We start from the raw sequence: 18,743 nt of genomic DNA, 5'->3' as shown, positions 1-18,743 counted from the left end.
GCGTCTCGTCGCCCGAGGGACAGGAGGCATTCCCGCCACACTCCTATCATCGGCCAGGCATTCAATCACAGGAGACAACCACCATGCACGCTTGGCTTTGCACAACGCCCACGGGCGTCGATCAACTGCAGTGGACGCAGCTGCCCACACCCGCACCGGGCCCTGGACAGGTACTGCTCGAAGTGAAGGCGGCCAGCCTGAACTTCCCCGATCTGCTGATCGTGCAGAACAAGTACCAGATGAAGCCTGAGCTGCCGTTCGTGCCGGGTTCGGAATACGCGGGCGTGGTCCAGGCCGTGGGCGAAGGCGTGAGCCACCTCAGCGTGGGCCAGCGCGTGGCCTGCCTGTCGGGCACCGGGGGCTTTGGCACCCATACGCTGGCACCGGCCGCGCTGTGCATGCCGCTGCCCGATGGATTCAGCTTCGTCGATGCAGCGGCCTTCATCATGACCTATGCCACCTCGCACCATGCGCTGATCGACCGTGGCCAGCTGCGCGAGGGCGAGACCGTGCTGGTGCTGGGCGCGGCAGGCGGCGTGGGCACGGCCGCCATCCAGATCGCCAAGGCGGCAGGCGCACGCGTGATCGCGGCAGCCTCCACCGACGAAAAGTGCGCGCTGTGCAAGGCACAGGGCGCCGATGCCACCATCAACTACAGCCAGGGCGACCTGCGCGCGGCCATCAAGGAGGCCACCGACGGCAAGGGCCCCGACGTGGTCTACGACCCCGTGGGCGGCGACTTCGCCGAGCCTGCCTTCCGCTCCATCGCCTGGCGCGGCCGCTATCTGATCGTGGGCTTTGCCGCAGGCCCCATCCCGGCCCTGCCGCTGAACCTGCCGCTGCTCAAGGGCGCATCGCTGGTGGGCGTCTTCTGGGGCGAGTTCTCCCGGCGCGAGCCCAAGGCCAACGCGGCCATGATGCAGGAGCTGGCCCAGTGGTACGGCCAGGGAAAGATCAAGCCCGTGATCGACCGCACCATGCCCATGGCCGAGCTGCACGCGGCCTACGCACGCATGGGATCGCGCCAGGTCCAGGGCAAGCTGGTCATGGTCAACGAGCAGTGAACCGGGCGCCGGCCATGCCACACTGGAGGGCATTGCATTCTGAAACAACTGCCCACCCATGGCCGAGCGCTCCGCTTCCGAACTGGCACGCGAAACCCTGCGGCAACTGGCGCTGAACCGCCTGCCGCCCACCCCGGAAAACTACACCCGCCTCTATGAGCAGGCAGCCGGCGAACCCGGCCCCGCCAGCTTTCCCCAGGGGCCGCTGCGCCACGTCCATGCGCTTTTGCCTGCGCAGACGCCCGGACAGAAGCGCCTGCGCGACCAGTTGGGCGCCGCCATAGAACGCAGCGACTGGCAGGGCCTGCAGCAGGTCATCACCGCCTATGCCAACGCGGCCCTGCAGCCGCCAACCCATGAGGCCAGGCCCGTGGAATTGCCCGTGCCGCCGCCCCTGCAGGCTTTGCCCGAGGATCTGACGCAGCAGCTGGCGCGGCGCTTCGAGGCCTTCTTTGCGCTGCTGAATACCCAGGAAGCCAAGACCCGGCAACTGCATCAGCAGCTCATGGAACAGCTGCAGGCACCGCCCGTGGACGCCAAGGCCCTGGCGCGGCGCCTGCATGACCAGCACTACCAGCTGTCGTTCTCCATTGCCGACCAGCTCCAGGTCCTGCAGCTGGTGCAGGAGCTGCTGCAGACCCTGATCCAGCATCTGGCCCAGGACCCCACGCACGGCAGCTGGCTGGTGCCGCAGCTCACGGCCATCGAGCAGGCCATCACGCCGCCGCTGTCACCCGCGCCCCTGGTGGATGCGCGGCGCGAGCTGCAGACCGTGATCCACCGGCGCATGCAGCTGCAGGACGGCATGGCCGCCGCGCAGCAGGCGCTCAAGGACATGCTGGGCGGCTTCGTCCAGCATCTGGCAAAGATCACGAGCAGCAACGAAACACTGGGCGCCCGCATGGAGGAAGCCGCGCGCCAGCTGGACGGCATCCAGCGCCTGGAGGATGCCGCCCCGCTGCTGCAACAGGTGCTGGAGGCCACCCGCACCATGGCCGCCGGCAGCCGCGTGGCCCAGGAAGAGCTGCAATCGCTGCGCAGCCATGTCGATGCCTGCGAGGCGCGCATAGAGGCCCTGCAGCAGGAACTGGACGAGGCCGCGCGCCGTGCACGCCACGATCCGCTGACCGGCCAGCTCAACCGCCTGGGTGTGAGCGAGGCGCTGGACCGCGAGGTGGCGCGCGCCCAGCGCCATGGCCAGCCGCTGAGCGTTGCCCTGCTCGACATGGACGGCATGCAGGCCCTCAATGCCGAGCTGGGGCATGCCATGGGCGATGCCGCCCTCATCCATGTGGCCCAGCTGGCACGCCAGGGACTGCGTCCCGAGGACGTGGTGGGCCGATACGAGGGCCAGGCCTTCGTGCTGCTGCTGCCCCAGACACCGGAGACTGCGGGCGCCCAGGCGCTGCAGCGCCTGCTGCAGTTGCTGGAGCAGACGCCTTTGCCAGCCTCTTCGCAGACGCCAGGCCAGCCGGCCCCCCGGCCATTGAGCTTCAGTGCGGGCGTGGCCCAGCTGCAAAGCCACGAAAACGGCATGGACGTGCTGCGCCGCGCGGATACCGCCATGCTGCAGGCCAAGGAGCGCGGCAAGCACAGCATTGCCACGGCATCAGGCGCACAATGGCAGCCAGTTGGAAATGCAGGCGCCGGCCTTTGATCCACCGAGGCCACGCTCCGTATCTCCCCGCTTTCTTGCGCCACCTGCCCCCGAACCGCCATGCCCCTGCCCTTCAGCGCCCCCGTCCCTGCACCGCGGCGCCAGTTTCTGGTCGCAGCGGGCTTGGCCACGGCGCTGGGCCAGTTGCCTGCCTGGGCCCGCCTGGGCGAGCGGCCTGCGCACAACCCCTTCACGCTGGGCGTGGCCAGCGGCGACCCCGAACCCGACAACGTGCTGCTGTGGACGCGGCTCACGCCGCCGCTTGCACAGCTGGGCGAGACCGACACCACGGCCATGCCTGCGCTCAGGATCCGCTGGGAGCTGGCGCACGACCCGCTGTTCCGCCAGATCGTGCGCAGCGGCGAGGCCATGGCCCAGCCCGAATGGGGCCACGGCGTGCATGTGCAGGTGGGAGGGCTGGCGCCTGACCGCTGGTACCACTACCGCTTCATGCTGGGTCAGGCCGTGAGCAGCACGGGCCGCTGCCGCACGGCGCCCGCGCCCGGCAGCCTGCCCCAGCGGCTGCGCCTGGCCTATGCCTCCTGCCAGCGCTGGGAGCACGGCTACTACGCAGCCTGGCGCCAGGTGGTGCAGGACGCGCCGGACCTGGTGCTCTTCCTGGGCGACTACATCTACGAGTACGCCACGCCCGCCATGACGCTGGGCCTGGCCCGCACCCACAACCTGCGGGCCGCGCAAAGCCTGCAGGACTACCGGGACCGCTACGCCCTGCACAAGAGCGACCCGCTGCTGCAGGCAGCGCACGCCATGTGCAACTGGTCCGTGGGCTGGGACGACCATGAGGTGGAGAACAACTACGCCGGCGACCAGGGCCAGGGCGATGCCGGGCGCTTCCTGGCCCGGCGCATGGCTGCCTGGCAGGCCTTCTACGAGAACATGCCGCTGCGCGCCAGCGCACTGACCGGCGCGGGCGCCCAGCATGGCGGCGGCGGGCTGCAGCTGTACCGCAGCCTGCAGTGGGGCCGGCTGGCCCGGCTGCATTTTCTGGACGGCCGCCAGTACCGCAGCGCCCAGGCCTGCCGCGCCGAGGGAGCGGCAGACAAGGGCAGCGTGCGCCCTGCGCAATGCGCAGCCCTGTCGGATACGGCGCGCAGCTTCCTGGGCTGGACGCAGGAGCAGTGGCTGTACCGCCAGCTGGCCGAAGATGCCCGCCAGCACGCAAGCGAGGGACCGCGCTGGAGCATCCTGGCCCAGCCCACCCTGGTGTCCGCGCACCGGCCGCCATCGGGATCGCAGGCCACGGACAGCTGGGACGGCTACCCTGCAGCGCGCCAGCGCCTGGTGCGCCACCTCACGCCGGGCGCCCAGCCCACGCCGCGCAACAGCGTGCTGCTGGGCGGCGACCTGCACCAGAACTATGTCTGTGCCGTGCACGCAGACCCCGAGGCCGCGCCCGAGCGGCGCAATCCCGTCGTGGCCAGCGAGTTCTGCAGCACCTCCATCACCTCGCGCAGCGGCACCACCCAGGCCAAGGTCGATGCCATCGTCGACCACAACCCTCAGGTGCTGTACGCACGCTGCGAGGAACGCGGCTACGGGCTGGCCGACATCACGCCCGAGCGCTGGACCAGCGAGCTGCGCGCCGTGGCCAACCCGATGCGAGCCGACAGCCGCATCTACACGCTGGCCCGCTTCACCGTCGAGGACAGGCGGCCCGGCCCCGTAGCCAGCTGACAGGGCACTGACGCAGGGCACGATCAAAGGGCACTTTCAGCAGGCCTGGCAATCAGTGGCTATCCTGACATCGCCCCCCGGCATGCCGCCTATCGTATGGTGCGCTGCCTTGCCCCGCCCACCGGAAAACGGAAGCCATGCACCTGACTTTCAGCGCCTACTACACCCTGATCTTCGCCGCCCTCGTCCTTTTGCTGGGCAAATGGCTGGTACGGCATCTGCGCCTGCTGCGCGAATTCAACATCCCCGAGCCCGTGGCCGGCGGCCTGGTCGTGGCCGTCGCCCTGTTCGTGCTCAACCAGACCCTGGGCTGCACCTTCAGCTTCAGCAGCGAGCTGCAGATGGCCTTCATGCTGGTGTTTTTCTCGTCCATCGGGCTGAGCGCCAATTTCGCCAAGCTGCGCGAAGGCGGCCGTTCGCTGCTGCTGTTCCTGGCCGTGGTCGCCGTCTTCATCAGCCTGCAGGATCTGGTCGGCGTGAGCCTGGCCAAGATGCTCGGGCTCGATCCGCTGTTCGGGCTGATCGCAGGCTCCGTCACCCTGACGGGCGGCCATGGCACGGCAGGTGCCTGGGGCCAGGTTTTCGAGCGCGAATACGGCATCCAGGGCGCGGTCACCCTGGGCATTGCCTGTGCCACCTTCGGACTAGTGATCGGCGGCCTGATCGGCGGCCCGCTGGCCAAGGCCCTGATCACGCGCCGCAGGCTTGCCGTGCATGACCCCGCAGCCGCCCCCGAAAAACAGCCCCCGCTGGGCGAAAGCGCAAGCCACGGCGGCTTCGAGAACCCCGAGCAGACGCGCCTGATCACCACCAGCGCGGCCATCGAAACACTGGCCCTGTTCGCGGGCTGCCTGGGCTTTGCCGAGTTCATGACGCAGTTCACCGCCGGCACCCTGTTCTCCCTGCCCACCTTCGTCTGGGCGCTGGCCGGTGGCGTCCTGATCCGCAACACGCTGGACTATGTCTTTCACTTCCAGGTATTCGACCGGGCCATCGACGTCTTCGGCAATGCCTCGCTGTCCATCTACCTGGCCATGGCCCTGCTGTCGCTCAAGCTGTGGGAGCTGGCGGGGCTGGCGGCGCCGCTGATGGTGATACTGGCGGCCCAGACGCTGGTCATGGGCCTGTATGCCGCGCTGGTGACCTTCCGCATCATGGGCAGCAACTACGATGCAGCCGTGCTGGCCGCCGGCCACTGCGGTTTCGGCATGGGTGCCACGCCCACGGCCGTGGCCAATATGCAGGCCATCACCAACCAGTACGGCCCATCGCACAAGGCCTTTCTCATCGTCCCTATGGTGGGCGCCTTCTTCGTCGACATCGTCAATGCCACCGTGATCCAGCTGTTCATACGCTGGCTGCACTGACCACTACGAACACCGAACGCACCATGCCCCTGCTGCGCCGTGCCCTTGCCGCCACCCAGGCGCTCGTCCTGACCCTGCTGCTGGCAGGCTGCAGCCTGCCGCCCCTGGCCGGCCGCAGCGAATCCACGGCACTGCCGCCCGAGGCCGCCCAGGCCACGCTGCTGGGCCAGGCGCTGGCACCGCTGCTGGACCAGCATCCGGGGCTCACCGCAATCCACGCGCTATCCGACGCACGCAATGCCTACGCCGCGCGCGCCCTGCTGGCCCGCGTGGCACAGCGCACGCTGGATGTGCAGTACTACATCTGGCGCGGCGACACCACGGGCCATCTGCTGCTCGACGAACTGCGCCGCGCCGCCGACCGGGGCGTGCGCGTTCGCCTGCTGCTGGACGACGGCGGCACGGCAGGACTGGACACCCAGCTCGGCGCCCTGGACCAGCATCCGCAGATCGAGGTGCGGCTGTTCAACCCCTTTGCCCAGCGCACGCCCAAGGCGCTGGGCTATGTCACGGATTTCTCGCGCACCCAGCGGCGCATGCACAACAAGAGCTTCACGGCCGACAGCCAGGCCAGCATCGTGGGCGGACGCAACATAGGCGACGAGTACTTCGCGGCCACCGACGGTGTGCTGTTCGCCGACCTGGACGTGGTGGCCATGGGGCCGGTGGTGGCCGACATTTCACATGCTTTCGACCAGTACTGGGCCAGCGCGTCGGCCTATCCCGCGGCCAGCCTGCTGCCGCCGCTGCCCGACTATGCGGTGGCGCGCGCCTACGAGGCCCTGGCCACCGAAGTGCAGCGCCCCGAAGCCCAGGCCTATGTGCGCGCCGTGGCGCAAAGCCCATTCACGCGCGAGCTGCTGGCCGGCCGCCTGCCACTGCAATGGGCCCGCGCCACCCTGGTCAGCGACGACCCGGCCAAGGTGCTGGGCCAGGTGCCCAAGGAGGGCCTGCTGATCACCCAGCTGACCCCGGCCATCGGCCAGCCGCAGCGCCAGCTGGACCTGGTCTCGCCCTACTTCGTGCCCACCGAGGCCGGCGTGCGCGCCCTGGCCGGCCTGCGCCGCCAGGGCATTGCCGTGCGCGTGCTCACCAACAGCCTGGAGGCGACCGACGTGGCCGTGGTCCATGCCGGCTATGCCCGCTACCGGCGCCCGCTGATCGAGGAAGGCGTGCAGCTGTACGAGCTGCGCCGGCAGATCGGCAGGCAGGACGACGAACCCAGCCCAGGCCCGCGTTCGCCCGCAGCGGCATCGGCAGGGAAAGCGGGGGTGGGCTCAGGCAGCCGCCCCGGCAGCTCGGGCTCCAGCCTGCATGCGAAGACTTTTGCGGTCGATGGCGAGCGCATCTTCGTGGGCTCGTTCAACTTCGACCCGCGCTCGGCCCACCTCAACACCGAAATGGGCCTGCTGATCGACAGCCCCGAGATGGCTTCGCAGATGAGCCGCATGCTCGACCAGAGCCTGCCGTCCGCCGCCTACCACGTGCAGATCGATGCACAGGGCCGCCTGAGCTGGACCACGGAAAGCGGCACGCCGCCTGCGCCACTCACCACCACCACCGAGCCCGGCAGCAGTGCATTCAAGAGCCTGATGCTGCGCGTGCTGGGCTGGCTGCCCATCGAGGGGCTGCTTTGATGCCGGGCCCGGCCGCTCAGTCCAGCCGGATCGACGGGCGCAGGCGCGAATTCATCAAATCGATCAGCCACAGCAGCCCGCCGCGCCAAAAGCCGTAGATGCGGGCCTGGTGCGAGCGGTACAGCATGATGTGGCTCAGCATGGCCATGCGCCCGCGGATCACGCCGCCGTTGAACAGGCCGAATTTGCCCAGCGATCCATAGGCGTCGTAGTGGGCCAGCGACACCAGGGCGCCAAAGTCGCGGTAGGCAAAGCCTTCGGGACGGAAACCCGGCTCCTTCAGCAAGCGCGGCAGCGTCTCCACCAGATAGCGGGCCTGCTGGTGCGCCACCTGGGCGGTGGGCGGCAGCGGCACGCTGGCCCCGGGCAGGGTGAAGCTGGCGCAATCCCCCACGGCGTAGACATGGGGGTCGCTGGTCTGCAACTGGCCGTTGACCTTGAGCTGGTTGCCTTGCGTGGTCTCCAGTCCCAGCTGCGCCAGGAAGGCCGGGGCCTTCACGCCCGCTGCCCAGACGCGCAGGCCTGCGGGGACGAACTCGCCGCTGGCCAGCACGAACCCCTCTTCGCTGGCCGACTGCACGCGGCCGTTGACGATCACCGAAACGCCCAGGGCCTGCAGCCGCAGGCGCGTGGCTTCGGAAATCTCTTCAGGAAAACCGGGCAGCAGGCGCGGCCCGGCCTCGATCAGCACGATGCCGAAGCGCGCGGCCTCGCCCAGCGCGCCGTAGGCCCGGGCGCTCTCGGCCAGCTGCACCAGCTCGGCCGCCAGCTCCACGCCCGTGGCGCCGCCGCCCACGATGGCCACGCGCAGCTGCTCGCCGCTGGTCATGCAGCGCACCATGCGCAGGCGGATCTCGCTGTTGAAGGCATCGGCCTTGCGGCGCGAGTCGATCATGAAGCAGTGCTCGTCCACGCCCGGCGTGCCGAAATCATTGGCGCCGCTGCCCACGGCGATCACCAGCCTGTCGTAGGCAATGCGCCGGCCCGGCACGATCTCGCGGCCATCGGGCGCCTCGATGGGGGCCAGCAGCACCTCGCGGGCCTCGCGGTCCAGGCCGCACATTTCGCCGGGCTGGTAGGCAAAGCTGGCGTCGCTGGCCTGGGCCAGGTAGGTGGTCTGCTGCTGGGCCAGGTCGCGCGTGCCGGCCGCAATGGTGTGCAGCATGGGCTTCCAGACATGGGCCGAATCGCTGTCCACCAGGGTCACCGAGCCGATGGCGTCCGTGCGTCCCTTGCCCAGCGCCGTGGCAATCTCCAGCCCCGCCACGCCACCGCCCACGACGACGATGCGCGCCCCGCCCGATGCCGTTGCCGAACCCGCTTCTTGTTCCTTGCCCATTGCTGCTCCCTGCCGGAAGGCCCGGCCGGCCGCACCATGCGCCGGCTTGCAGGACATTCGCTTCCAGACAGTCTTGATTCTTGTCAGTTTGGGTAGCAGGCGACTTGCTAGGGGTAAGCCCTAGATCTGCAACAGATATCTGATAGAAGACCGCCGATCACACCGAGCAGGGTCTTGTACAGGACCGCGCCGCAGGAAAAACATCACCTCTGTCGGATGGCCAGCCGGACCTGATCATTGCGCTATCAACACAAGAGCATCCGCCCCGTCCGTCACGCAGCATCGCCGACGACATGACGGCCTGCATCTGCAGGCATGCACGAATGCCCCGCTGCCGGGCCCGCGATTTGCGATTGTCAATATACGAAACGTATATTCCCCGTATGATCGCCACCCCATGGGAATCGTCAAAATATCCGACCAATTGCACGACCAGATCCGCCTGTCCAGCGCGGCCCTGGGTCGATCCATCAACGCCCAGGCCGAGCATTGGCTGCGTGTCGGCCAGCTGGCCGAACACCACCCCCATCTCGACTACGCAGGCATCTGCGCCCTGCTGCTGCAAGAGGCCGCGGCCACGCTGAAGCTGGGCGAGCCCGAAGCGGCGCCGGCTCCCGCCGATACGGCAGCACGCCGCCCGCGCCCCGTGCGCCTGTCGGAAGGCCTGCAATGAGGGGCGCCAAGCTGCGCAGCGTTCCGCTGCACGATGCCCTCGATATCGGGCAATCACGCAAGGCCGGTGGCCTGGCCGCCCGCGTCCTGCAGATGCTGGTGCCCCACGTGCAGCCAGGCGTCAGCACCGAGCACCTGGACAGGCTCTGCCATGACTTCATCGTCGACGAACTGCGCTGCGTGCCCACCAACGTGGGCTACCACGGCTTTCCGAAGACGGTCTGCACCTCGCCCAACCACGTGGTCTGCCACGGCATCCCCGACGCCCGTCAGATCCTGCGCGAGGGCGACATCCTCAATGTCGATGTGGCCGTGACCACGCCCGAGGGCTGGATCGGCGACACCAGCCGCATGTACTACGTGGGCCAGCCCTCCAACCAGGCGCGCCGCCTGGTGGAGACCACCTACGAGGCCCTGCTGGCCGGTATCCGCGCCGTGCGCCCCGGCGCCACGCTGGGCGACATCGGCCATGCCATCCAGACCGTGGCCCAGCGCGAGCGCTTCAGCGTGGTGCGCGAGTACTGCGGCCACGGCATCAGCAAGGTCTACCACGACGACCCCCAGGTGCTGCACTACGGCCAGCCCGGCCAGGGCATGGTGCTGGAGGCCGGCATGATCTTCACCATCGAGCCCATGCTCAACGCCGGCAAGGCTGCCACGCGCGAACTGGCCGACGGCTGGACGGTGATCACCAACGACAAGTCGCTGTCCGCCCAGTGGGAGCACATGGTGGTGGTGACCGACACGGGCTTCGACGTGCTCACGCGCTGGCCCGAGGGCACGGGCAACTACGCGGCCATCTGAGCATGGCGTCCAACTACCTATACCTGGGCCTGGCCATCGTCGCTGAGGTGGCGGCCACCTCCTGCCTCAAGCAGTCCGAAGGCTTCACGCGGCTGTGGCCCAGCGTGGTCACGGTCCTGGGCTACGCGCTGGCCTTCTACTTCCTGTCGCTGACGCTGCGCACGGTGCCCACGGGCGTGGCCTATGCGATCTGGTCGGGCGCGGGCATCGTGCTGATCTCCCTGGTCGGATGGCTCTGGCAGGGCCAGACGCTGGACCTGCCCGCGCTGGCGGGCATGGGCCTGATCGTGGCGGGCGTGCTGGTCATCCAGCTGTTTTCCAAGACGGCCGGACACTGAGCCGCTGCCCGCGCTGCGGCCTGGCCCTCAGCCCGTGATGGCCTGGACCGACCCGGCCTGGCGGCGCAGCTCGAACTTCTGGATCTTGCCCGTGCTGGTCTTGGGCAACTCGCCAAAGACCACGGCACGCGGCACCTTGTAGCCGGCCAGGTGCTTCTTGCAGTGGGCCACGATGTCTTCGGCCGTGGTCTGCGCGCCGGCCTTCAGCTCGATGAAGGCGCAGGGCGTCTCGCCCCACTTGGGATCGGGCTTGGCCACCACGGCGGCGGCCAGCACGGCCGGGTGGCGGTAGAGCACGTCCTCGACCTCGATGGACGAGATGTTCTCCCCGCCCGAGATGATGATGTCCTTGCTGCGGTCCTTGATCTGTATATAGCCGTCCGGATGCTGCACGGCCAGGTCGCCCGTGTGGAACCAGCCGCCGCGGAAGGCCTCGTCCGTGGCCTGCGGGTTCTTCAAGTAGCCCTTCATGGCGATGTTGCCCTGGAACATGATCTCGCCCATGGTCTGGCCGTCATGGGGCACGGGTTCCATGGTCTCCGGATCGAGCACGCTGGCCGAGCGCTGCAGGTGGTAGCGCACGCCCTGGCGGGAATTGAGGCGCGCGCGTTCGCCGATGTCCAGCCCATCCCAGGCTGCATGCTTGGCGCAGACCGTGGCCGGGCCATAGACCTCGGTCAGGCCATAGACATGGGTGATGTCGAAGCCCAGCTGCTCCATGCCCTCGATCATCGAGGCCGGTGGCGCGGCGCCTGCCACCATGGCCTTGACTCCGGCGGGCACTCCCTCCTTCATGGCGGCCGGCGCGTTGACCAGCAGGCCGTGCACGATGGGCGCGCCGCAGTAATGCGTGACGCCGTGGTTGCGGATGGCGTCGAAGATGGCCTGCGCCTCCACCCGGCGCAGGCAGACGTTGACGCCGGCGCGTGCCGCCACCGTCCACGGAAAGCACCAGCCGTTGCAATGGAACATGGGCAGGGTCCACAGGTAGACGGCGTGCTTGGGCATGTCCCACTCCAGCACATTGCTGATGGCATTGATGGCCGCACCCCGGTGGTGATAGACCACGCCCTTGGGGTTGCCCGTGGTGCCGCTGGTGTAGTTCAGCGCAATGGCGTCCCACTCGTCGGCGGGCAGCTGCCAGTCGAAACCGGCATCGCCGCCGGCCACGAAGTCGTCGTAGTCCAGGCTGCCCACCTGCTCGGCGGCCGGGCCGTACAGCGTGTCCTCGACCTGGATCACCAGCAGCGGCGCGCTGCGCTGGCGCAGCTTCAGCGCCTTGGCCACCACGCCCGTGAACTCCGGGTCCACGATCAGCACCTTGGCCTCGCCATGGTCCAGCATGAAGGCGATGGTTTCCGCATCCAGCCGCGTGTTCAGCGCATTGAGAACGGCGCCGGCCATGGGCACGCCGAAATGCGCCTCCACCATGGGCGGCGTATTGGGCAGCATCACGGCCACGGTGTCGTTCTTGCCCACGCCCGCCTTGTGCAGGCTGCTGGCCAGCTGGCGGCAGCGCGCATAGGTCTCGCCCCAGTTGCGGCGCAGCGTGCCGTGGACCACGGCCAGCCGCTCGGGATAGACCTCGGCCGTGCGGGCGATGAAGCCCAAGGGGCTGAGCGGCGCATGGTTGGCGCTGTTGCGGTCCAGGTGCTGGTCGTAAATGTGGGTCATCGTGGTCTCCGGTTCGCTGGGGTTCTTGGTGTGATGCAGGTCTGCCATTGCAGACTGGCGAAACCTGAAGATATAGCAAGACAGGCTTACACAAGCTTGATGCGCGACCACCGGGCGCGCCACCGCACAGGCCCGGATAACCAAAGCGGCATGCATGGTCTTTGCAGGGCATCACAACTTTCAGAATTTCATGAAAATTGAAAATACTCATGCAAAACAATCACTTGACCTGCCTGCAGGCGCGCCCCCGACTGTCCCCCAGGCGACTGCACAACCACAGTCCTCTATAAGACATCATTTATCAGATGACTCGGCCGCACGGCCTCGGCTTCACTCGTAGAATCGCCGCTTGGATTCGCCGGCCAGCACCGCTGGAAGGCGAACAAGGAGTTCCTAGAGGAGTCGCCTGGCAACGCTCCAGGCATCGTTGGAGACGAGCCTGCACCCCACCGGTGCAGGCTTTTTTTTGCTTCAGCGCAGGCTCAGGGACTGGCGCTTCCAGGCCGGGTCCTGCCAGCGCTGGAACAGCGGCAGGGCAGACACATCGCCGGTCACGCGCTCGGTGGCCAGGCCGTCCAGCCGCACCACTTCGAAGCTCTTGCGGTAGCGGCCCTGGCCACGGGCCTCGCGCGCCACCAGCATCAGCTGGCCGCCAGGCACCCAGCCCGCCCATTCGGCCACGCCGGTCTCCGGCGCGGTGGCGGCGGGGGGAAGCACATCGGCCAGCCAGCCGCCTTCGGTCTTGCGCAGCACCCACAGTTCGCGCCAGCCTTCCAGCGGCTGCACGGCCAGGGCCACGGCCGTGCCCTCGCGGTTGGTGCTGGCCGATGCAGCCCACACCAGGCCATAGGTGCAGCGGCGCAGCAAAGGGGCCTTGGCGCCGTGCTGGGCGTCCACCAGCAGCACGCAGGTTTCGCCGGCAGCACCGGGCTCGGTCAGCAGCGTCGGGCGGGCTCCGGCAGCAGGAGCCGCAGCAGCAACAGGCGCCAGCGCCCAGCGCACGGCGCTCACCCGCATGGCCGCGTCGTTGTAGGCGCTCTGGTCTTCATCGGGCAGCTCGGACTTGCTGACGCCCGTGAACTCGGCCAGCGCCCGGGCGGCCGATGCCGCCACGGCAGGGTCGGCCATGCTTTTGCGCGCCTGCTGAAAGGCCAGCGCGCCCCACACGCTGGCGCGGCGCATCTGCACGCGGCCGCGCAGGTAGGGCGGCAGGCCGGTCACATCCACGCGCTCCAGCACATCGGCCTGCCAGGCGTACAGGCGGGCGCGCTCATGGGCCGGCAGATCGGGGTCCACGCATTCGGGCCGTGTCAGCGCCAGGGCGGCGCGGGCGCGCTGCGGCGCGTCGGCAGCGGGCATGGCGAGCACGCGGCGGAAGAATTCCCCTTCGTAGCAGACCTGCATGCGGCCTTCGACCTCATAGGTCGCAAAGCGCAGGCCGTAGCCGCTGGCCACATCCAGGTGGGCCGACAGCGTGGCGCCCGAGGCCTTGCCGGGCGCAGCGGCGGAGGCGCGCCGCGCCAGCCGGTCGGCAAAGCCGCCCAGTGCGTCGAAGGCCTGCGCGCCTTCGGCGCCAGCCAGGGTCCTGGCGGACGCGGCCTGCAGGTAGGCGGCCGCCAGGCCGATGCCCAGCGCCTCGGCACCGGGCGTGTCCTGCACGAAGCGCAGCACGGCCAGCAGCGCGGGGGCATCGGCCTCTGTCAGGGCCACACGGCGCACATCGCTGGCGCGGATGAAGCCGCCGCGCTCGCGCTTGTGGTCCCAGACCTGGAGGTAGTCCAGGCGTTCGCCCCTGATCTCCAGTACCTCGCCCTGCCACAGGCTGGCCTGCTGCTGGGCGCCATCGCGCGGCGCGGCGCGCAGGCTGGCCTGGTCCTGCACCACGATGGCGCTGCCCATGCCGGTGGCCAGCGCTGCGGCGGCCAAGGTCGATACGGTCAGCATGGCTTATTGCTCCTGAACGGCTGCGTTGGCATCTTCGGCCGCCACGGAGGCTGCGCCGGCCTGTGCGTTGCGGCTGCCGCCCAGCAGGGCCGCGCCGATGAAGTCGCCATTGGTCGGCGGGGGCGCGATGATGACCTGGATCTTGTCCGAGAGCTTGTCGGCCAGCGTCTTCTGGATGAGCAGCGGGTAGCGCGTGACCAGGGTGCCTTCGCGCGCCATCTGCTCGGCGTTGACCTTGCCCAGGCGGTCCATGCGGAAGGCCTCGGCCTCGGCCAGCTTCTGGCGTGCATCGGCTTCGCCGTTGGCCTCGATGCGGCGGGCCTGGGCGCTGCCCTCGGCAGCTTTCACGCGGGCCACGCGCTCGGCCTCGGCCTCCAGCTGGCGCTGCTCGATCTGGCGCTGCTTGAAGGGCAGCACATGCTTCATGGCCTCTTCCTGGGCACGCGCCGCAATCACCTGCTCGCGTGCGGCGGCTTCGGCGGCCACTTCGCGGCGCACCTTGTCGGCATTGGCGTCCAGCTCGGTTTCCTTGACGCGCTTGTCCTTGAGCTCCAGCGTGTAGCGCATCTTCTCGGAGGCCAGCTCCTCGGCCAGCAGGCTGTCCATGCCGCGGCGGTACTCGGCGGGCAGGTCCACCTTGCCGATCTGGATGCTGCGCAGCGTGACGCCGTCGGCCGCCAGGCGCGTGCGCAGTTCGGTTTCCATGATCTGGGCGATCTCGGCACGCTTGGTCGAGAAGATCTCGCGCACGGTGTAGCGTGCGAACACCTTGTAGACCAGGCCCTGCACGGCGGGCTCCACGATGTCGCCGCCTATGTCCAGAGGCAGGTTGCCGGCCTTGACGGCGGGCGATGCGGGATCAAGCGCATAGCGGACGTTCAGGTCCAGACCCAGGGACAGGCCCTCGACCGACTGCAGGGGGGCGCTGCCATTGGCCTGGCGCATGGCCTCCGGACGGTAGCTCTGGTCGCGCAGGGAGAACACGCGCACCGTGTGCAGGCCCGGAACCACCCACACGCTGCCATCGCGCCACAGGCTGACGGAGCCCGTGAACTGGTTCAGGCGCACGCCCAGCGTGCCCTGCTCCAGGTGCTGCACGGGCGGGTTGCGCACCACCACCAGGCCGGCCGCCACCACCACGGCGCCGATGGCCAGCCAGCGCACGGTACGTGCCGTGGGCAGCAGGACTGCCCAGTCCACGGGCTGGCGGCGGGGCGCGTTGCCCGGCAGCGTGCCGGCGTCGGCTGCAGGCTCGGAGGAATCGGCGGTGCCGGCTCCGTCCAGGCGGGCGGACTTGCGGCCCGTCAGGGCCTGCATGATGCGGTTCCAGGTGGCTTTCATGGTGTTCTCTCTCTCGGCTGTGATGGCTGTTGTTGGCTGTTGTTGGCTGTTTCTGAGGCACCGGAAACAGGGGTGGCTCATTGAGGACCGATTGTTCGGATCCACCCCGGAAGCAACAACGCAGCGCACGGACCAAAGCGCTCACACCGGCGGCGCAAACGCTCCGGCCCCGGAAGAAAAACTCACACCCGGGCCGGCGCAGGGCCGAGATAATCCCGCGAACACCGCCACGGCGGCCTCCCCCGACCCCACCCCTGCACAGCCCCATGACCCGTATCGCCGTGATCGAAGACGACCTGCCCACCAGCAACCAGTTGGCGGGATGGATACGCAGTGCGCGCAGCGGCATCGTGATCGACCAGTGGTTCACGCGCGACGAGGCCGAGGCCGCCCTGGCGCGCGAGCACTACGACGCCGTGGTGCTGGACATCGAGCTGGGCCGCGAGCGCCATGCCGGCGTGGCCCTGATCAACGCCATCAACAAGCTGGGCCAGGGCACGCCGGTGCTGGTGGTGTCGGCCATGCCGGCCGCCATCTACCGCAGCATCATGAAAGCGCTGGACGCCTGGGACTACCTGCAAAAGACCACCTTCGAGGAGGCCGACTTCATCGAGACCTTCCTGGACATCCTGCGCACCACGCAGCGTGCGGCGCCCGTGGCCGCGCAGGCAGCCGCAGCGCCTGCAGGCGACGCCCTGGTGCTGGACCCGCTGTGGCAGCGCACGCCCACCTGGCGCGGCGAGCGCATCAACCTGCCGCTGACGGCCCAGCGCATCCTGGCCACGCTGCACCAGCGCAGCGGCGAAGTGGTGTCCTACGACGAGCTGTTCGAGGTGGTCAAAAGCGGCCGCAACCGCGACAACGTGCGCAAGCACGTCAGCACCATCCGCGAGGCCCTGCGCGAGGTGGACCCGGGCTTCGAAGGCATAGAGAACGTGCCCATGCGCGGCTTTCGCTGGGTGGGCCAGGCCGGCGCCGCCGCCCGCGCATGAAGCGCCTGCTCAACCCCAAACTGGAGCTGCCCCGGCTGGAAGTTCCGCGCCTGGGCCTGGCCGCCTTCCGCCAGCGCATCCTGCTGCGCGGCGTGTTCGTGCTGCTGGCCGTGGCCACGGTGGCGCTGAGCGTGGTGGTGCTCAAGGACGAGAAGGAACGCGCCTGGCAGGCCTACCAGCACGGCTTTGTGCGCAGCCAGGCCGAGGTCATGGCGCGGCTGCGCCATCCTTCGGGACGCTTGGCCCTGCTCAATGCCGGACACCTGGGCCAGGGCGTGACACCGCTGGCGCCGCTGCTGCTGCCCTACGCGGCCATCGACTTCGACGATCCGCAAAAGTCCCAGCAGGCCGTGGAGATGGCCGGCTGCTCGGTGCAGTATCCCGATGGCGCCTCGCTGTGCGCGGCCATCGGCAACAATCCCTACGCAGGCGGCTTCATCTATCTGGTGGGCAGCTTCTTCGCAGGCGAGCTGACACCGCGCGAGCGCGGCTCGCGCGAGCCCGCCCAGGCGCACCGCGCCCGCATCACGCTGGACATGCGCGGCAGCACCTACCGCTGGATCGCGCCCTATGAGGCCATGCCGCAGCAGGGCAGCAGGGCCGGCAACGGCGAGCACGGCCGGCTCACCGGCTTTGTGGACAACGGCACGCCCCAGCTTGACGCCCGCGCGCGGCCCGTGCGCGATTTCCGTGGCTGGCTCTGGCAGAACGGCCATTGCCGCGACCTGCCGCCTGGCGTGCAGGGCCATGCGGGCAATGACAAGACACCCCCTGCAGCCGACTGCCTGCGCCGCACGCACTACTCCATCCGCCTGCCGGTCGAGCTGTTCCGCGAGGCCCTGTTTCGCAGGGACGTGCGCCCCGTCTGGCCGCCCGAAGACCTGGGCAGCATGCGTGTGCGCGTGGAAATGCTGGCCCCGGGCGAGGCGGCCGCGCCCCTGTTCGACAGCAATGCGCCGGGGGCGCAGCTGGCCGCCTCGCTCAACGACATCTCGCGCAGCCTGCTGCCCGGCGAGCGCGTGCAGATCCGCAAGGTGGGTGCCGACGAGGCCAGCGCCATCACCCTCAAGGGCGTGGATGTGCAGGCCGCGCCGTCGGCGCCCTGGCTGCTGCGCCTGATCAGCTGGCTGCCGCTGCATGCGGCCGGCGTCTCCGCCGCCACCATGACCCCGGCCGTGCCCACGGGCCAGGACATTCTGGACACGCCCACGGGCAACTACACCGTCAGCTTCACCGGCCACCCGCGCGATGTGGAGCAGGGCCTGGCCGCCGTGGCCACGCGCCTGTCCTGGTACCTGGGCGCCATGCTGGCCGCCATTGCGCTGGCCTGGCTGATCGTCGAGCTGGGGCTGATCCGCCGCGTGACCGCCCTCACCCGGCGCGCCGCCGCCGTGTCGTACAACGTGCAGGACGGCCATGTCGGCCCACGCCTGGGCGACCTCGAAGTGTCGGACCTGCGTGGTTCCGACGAGCTGGGCATTCTGGCCGGCGGCCTGGCCGACCTGCTGCAGCGCGTGAAGGACGACCTGCAGCGCGAGCAGCTGCGCGCCCAGCAGGAACGCGACATGTGGCATGCCGTGGGCCACGAGATCATGTCGCCCCTGCAATCGCTGATGGTGCTGTACGGCCCCGACGACCCTGGCCACCGCTATGTGCAGCGCATGCAGCAGGCCGTGCATGTGCTCTACGGCACGGCATCGCCGGCCGAGGCGCTGCAGGCCGCCACCGTGCCGGAGGGCCGGCTGGACCTGGACGCCTTCCTCAGCCACGTGGCAGCCAACGCACACTATGCGGGCATTGCCGATGTGGTCTACGAAGGCGGGAACAAGAGCGGGAGCGCGGGAGCCGCCGGCGCCGTGATCGTGCGCGCCGACGAATTTGCCCTGGAGGACGTGGTCACCCACATCCTGCGCAATGCCGACAGCTACCGGCCGGCCGGCACGGCCATCACGCTGTCGCTGTCGGCCTCCGAGTCCACCGCCAGCGCCACGCTGCACAACCAGGGCGCCACCATTGCGGAGGACCTGCTGGAGCGCATCTTCGAGCTGGGGGTGTCCGCGCCCCAGGAGCCTTCTGCCGCCAGCGGCGCCGAGCACCGGGGACAGGGCCTGTTCGTGGCCAGGACCTACATGGCCAAGATGGGCGGCACGATCAGGGCCCACAACACGCGCGATGGCGTGGCCTTCACGCTGACCTTCCAGCGCCTGGGCTGAGGGCCG

14 protein-coding genes are annotated in these 18,743 nt (G+C 69.2%); 10 read left to right on the top strand and 4 right to left on the bottom strand.

Going from position 1 to position 18,743, the window contains the following annotated elements; all coding sequences use genetic code 11:
* Nucleotides 1-83: 83 nt before the first annotated feature.
* The 5 genes from HFGMBDPB_RS25230 to HFGMBDPB_RS25210 all read left to right on the top strand — a co-directional run bounded on the left by HFGMBDPB_RS25230 (nucleotide 84) and on the right by HFGMBDPB_RS25210 (nucleotide 7,420).
* A complete protein-coding gene (locus HFGMBDPB_RS25230) occupies nucleotides 84-1,064 on the top strand; it encodes an NADPH:quinone oxidoreductase family protein (RefSeq protein WP_016447570.1) in 981 nt (326 codons plus the stop codon).
* Nucleotides 1,065-1,122: 58 nt separating this feature from the next.
* On the top strand, nucleotides 1,123-2,721 hold the full coding sequence (locus tag HFGMBDPB_RS25225) for a GGDEF domain-containing protein (protein WP_043790780.1): 1,599 nt from the start codon (nucleotides 1,123-1,125) through the stop codon (nucleotides 2,719-2,721).
* A 60-nt stretch (nucleotides 2,722-2,781) separates the two neighbouring features.
* Nucleotides 2,782-4,416: an alkaline phosphatase D family protein gene (locus HFGMBDPB_RS25220; protein ID WP_212646514.1), complete on the top strand. Its 1,635-nt coding sequence runs from the start codon at nucleotides 2,782-2,784 to the stop codon at nucleotides 4,414-4,416.
* 137 nt (nucleotides 4,417-4,553) lie between these two features.
* Complete coding sequence (gene gltS, locus HFGMBDPB_RS25215; protein ID WP_016447573.1) at nucleotides 4,554-5,783, top strand: sodium/glutamate symporter; 1,230 nt, start codon at nucleotides 4,554-4,556, stop codon at nucleotides 5,781-5,783.
* A gap of 23 nt (nucleotides 5,784-5,806) precedes the next feature.
* Nucleotides 5,807-7,420 carry a phospholipase D family protein gene (locus tag HFGMBDPB_RS25210; protein ID WP_016447574.1) on the top strand — a complete coding sequence of 538 codons (1,614 nt, stop codon included), beginning with the start codon at nucleotides 5,807-5,809 and terminating at the stop codon, nucleotides 7,418-7,420.
* A 16-nt stretch (nucleotides 7,421-7,436) separates the two neighbouring features.
* Here the strand turns inward: HFGMBDPB_RS25210 and HFGMBDPB_RS25205 are convergent, their stop codons facing one another.
* The gene (locus HFGMBDPB_RS25205; protein ID WP_046986655.1) at nucleotides 7,437-8,759 is read right to left on the bottom strand and encodes an NAD(P)/FAD-dependent oxidoreductase; all 1,323 of its coding nucleotides are present in this window, start codon (nucleotides 8,757-8,759) and stop codon (nucleotides 7,437-7,439) included.
* Nucleotides 8,760-9,156: 397 nt separating this feature from the next.
* On the opposite strand from HFGMBDPB_RS25205, the gene HFGMBDPB_RS25200 reads away from it, so the two are divergent.
* Genes HFGMBDPB_RS25200 through HFGMBDPB_RS25190 form a run of 3 tightly spaced genes read left to right on the top strand, consistent with a single transcriptional unit; the run spans nucleotide 9,157 to nucleotide 10,573 of the window.
* Complete coding sequence (locus tag HFGMBDPB_RS25200; protein ID WP_016447576.1) at nucleotides 9,157-9,432, top strand: ParD-like family protein; 276 nt, start codon at nucleotides 9,157-9,159, stop codon at nucleotides 9,430-9,432.
* On the top strand, nucleotides 9,429-10,235 hold the full coding sequence (map, locus tag HFGMBDPB_RS25195) for a type I methionyl aminopeptidase (RefSeq protein WP_203400549.1): 807 nt from the start codon (nucleotides 9,429-9,431) through the stop codon (nucleotides 10,233-10,235). Before HFGMBDPB_RS25200 ends, map begins: the two co-directional genes overlap by 4 nt.
* Nucleotides 10,236-10,237: 2 nt before the next feature.
* Nucleotides 10,238-10,573 (top strand): SMR family transporter, encoded by a 336-nt coding sequence (locus tag HFGMBDPB_RS25190; RefSeq protein ID WP_012206837.1) that lies wholly within the window; start codon nucleotides 10,238-10,240, stop codon nucleotides 10,571-10,573.
* A gap of 27 nt (nucleotides 10,574-10,600) precedes the next feature.
* Here HFGMBDPB_RS25190 and HFGMBDPB_RS25185 read toward each other — a convergent pair whose 3' ends face one another.
* From HFGMBDPB_RS25185 to HFGMBDPB_RS25175, 3 genes are all read right to left on the bottom strand, one after another.
* The gene (locus HFGMBDPB_RS25185; protein WP_047326759.1) at nucleotides 10,601-12,247 is read right to left on the bottom strand and encodes an acyl-CoA synthetase; all 1,647 of its coding nucleotides are present in this window, start codon (nucleotides 12,245-12,247) and stop codon (nucleotides 10,601-10,603) included.
* A gap of 471 nt (nucleotides 12,248-12,718) precedes the next feature.
* Entirely contained in the window at nucleotides 12,719-14,191 is a 1,473-nt protein-coding gene (locus HFGMBDPB_RS25180) for a hypothetical protein (RefSeq protein ID WP_212646513.1), read from the bottom strand.
* A 3-nt stretch (nucleotides 14,192-14,194) separates the two neighbouring features.
* On the bottom strand, nucleotides 14,195-15,532 hold the full coding sequence (locus HFGMBDPB_RS25175) for an SPFH domain-containing protein (RefSeq protein WP_151021216.1): 1,338 nt from the start codon (nucleotides 15,530-15,532) through the stop codon (nucleotides 14,195-14,197).
* Nucleotides 15,533-15,798: 266 nt separating this feature from the next.
* Between HFGMBDPB_RS25175 and HFGMBDPB_RS25170 the strand changes: the two genes are divergently transcribed.
* Both HFGMBDPB_RS25170 and HFGMBDPB_RS25165 read left to right on the top strand, forming a co-directional pair.
* A complete protein-coding gene (locus HFGMBDPB_RS25170) occupies nucleotides 15,799-16,524 on the top strand; it encodes a response regulator transcription factor (protein WP_016447581.1) in 726 nt (241 codons plus the stop codon).
* Nucleotides 16,521-18,737, top strand: a complete 2,217-nt coding sequence (locus HFGMBDPB_RS25165; protein WP_212646512.1) for a sensor histidine kinase — start codon at nucleotides 16,521-16,523, stop codon at nucleotides 18,735-18,737. Before HFGMBDPB_RS25170 ends, HFGMBDPB_RS25165 begins: the two co-directional genes overlap by 4 nt.
* Nucleotides 18,738-18,743: the final 6 nt, after the last annotated feature.

This window comes from Delftia sp. PE138, from assembly GCF_018320755.1.
In the GTDB taxonomy this organism is placed as follows: domain Bacteria; phylum Pseudomonadota; class Gammaproteobacteria; order Burkholderiales; family Burkholderiaceae_C; genus Comamonas; species Comamonas tsuruhatensis.
This window is presented reverse-complemented; position numbering and strand designations above follow the sequence as displayed.

Coding starts and splice junctions, on each gene's coding strand:
- HFGMBDPB_RS25220 (WP_212646514.1), top strand. CDS start 2,782: ATGCCCCTGCCCTTCAGCGCCCCCGTCCCTGCACCGCGGCGCCAGTTT.
- HFGMBDPB_RS25205 (WP_046986655.1), bottom strand. CDS start 8,759: ATGGGCAAGGAACAAGAAGCGGGTTCGGCAACGGCATCGGGCGGGGCG.
- HFGMBDPB_RS25210 (WP_016447574.1), top strand. CDS start 5,807: ATGCCCCTGCTGCGCCGTGCCCTTGCCGCCACCCAGGCGCTCGTCCTG.
- HFGMBDPB_RS25230 (WP_016447570.1), top strand. CDS start 84: ATGCACGCTTGGCTTTGCACAACGCCCACGGGCGTCGATCAACTGCAG.
- map (WP_203400549.1), top strand. CDS start 9,429: ATGAGGGGCGCCAAGCTGCGCAGCGTTCCGCTGCACGATGCCCTCGAT.
- HFGMBDPB_RS25165 (WP_212646512.1), top strand. CDS start 16,521: ATGAAGCGCCTGCTCAACCCCAAACTGGAGCTGCCCCGGCTGGAAGTT.
- gltS (WP_016447573.1), top strand. CDS start 4,554: ATGCACCTGACTTTCAGCGCCTACTACACCCTGATCTTCGCCGCCCTC.
- HFGMBDPB_RS25180 (WP_212646513.1), bottom strand. CDS start 14,191: ATGCTGACCGTATCGACCTTGGCCGCCGCAGCGCTGGCCACCGGCATG.
- HFGMBDPB_RS25175 (WP_151021216.1), bottom strand. CDS start 15,532: ATGAAAGCCACCTGGAACCGCATCATGCAGGCCCTGACGGGCCGCAAG.
- HFGMBDPB_RS25190 (WP_012206837.1), top strand. CDS start 10,238: ATGGCGTCCAACTACCTATACCTGGGCCTGGCCATCGTCGCTGAGGTG.
- HFGMBDPB_RS25185 (WP_047326759.1), bottom strand. CDS start 12,247: ATGACCCACATTTACGACCAGCACCTGGACCGCAACAGCGCCAACCAT.
- HFGMBDPB_RS25200 (WP_016447576.1), top strand. CDS start 9,157: ATGGGAATCGTCAAAATATCCGACCAATTGCACGACCAGATCCGCCTG.
- HFGMBDPB_RS25170 (WP_016447581.1), top strand. CDS start 15,799: ATGACCCGTATCGCCGTGATCGAAGACGACCTGCCCACCAGCAACCAG.
- HFGMBDPB_RS25225 (WP_043790780.1), top strand. CDS start 1,123: ATGGCCGAGCGCTCCGCTTCCGAACTGGCACGCGAAACCCTGCGGCAA.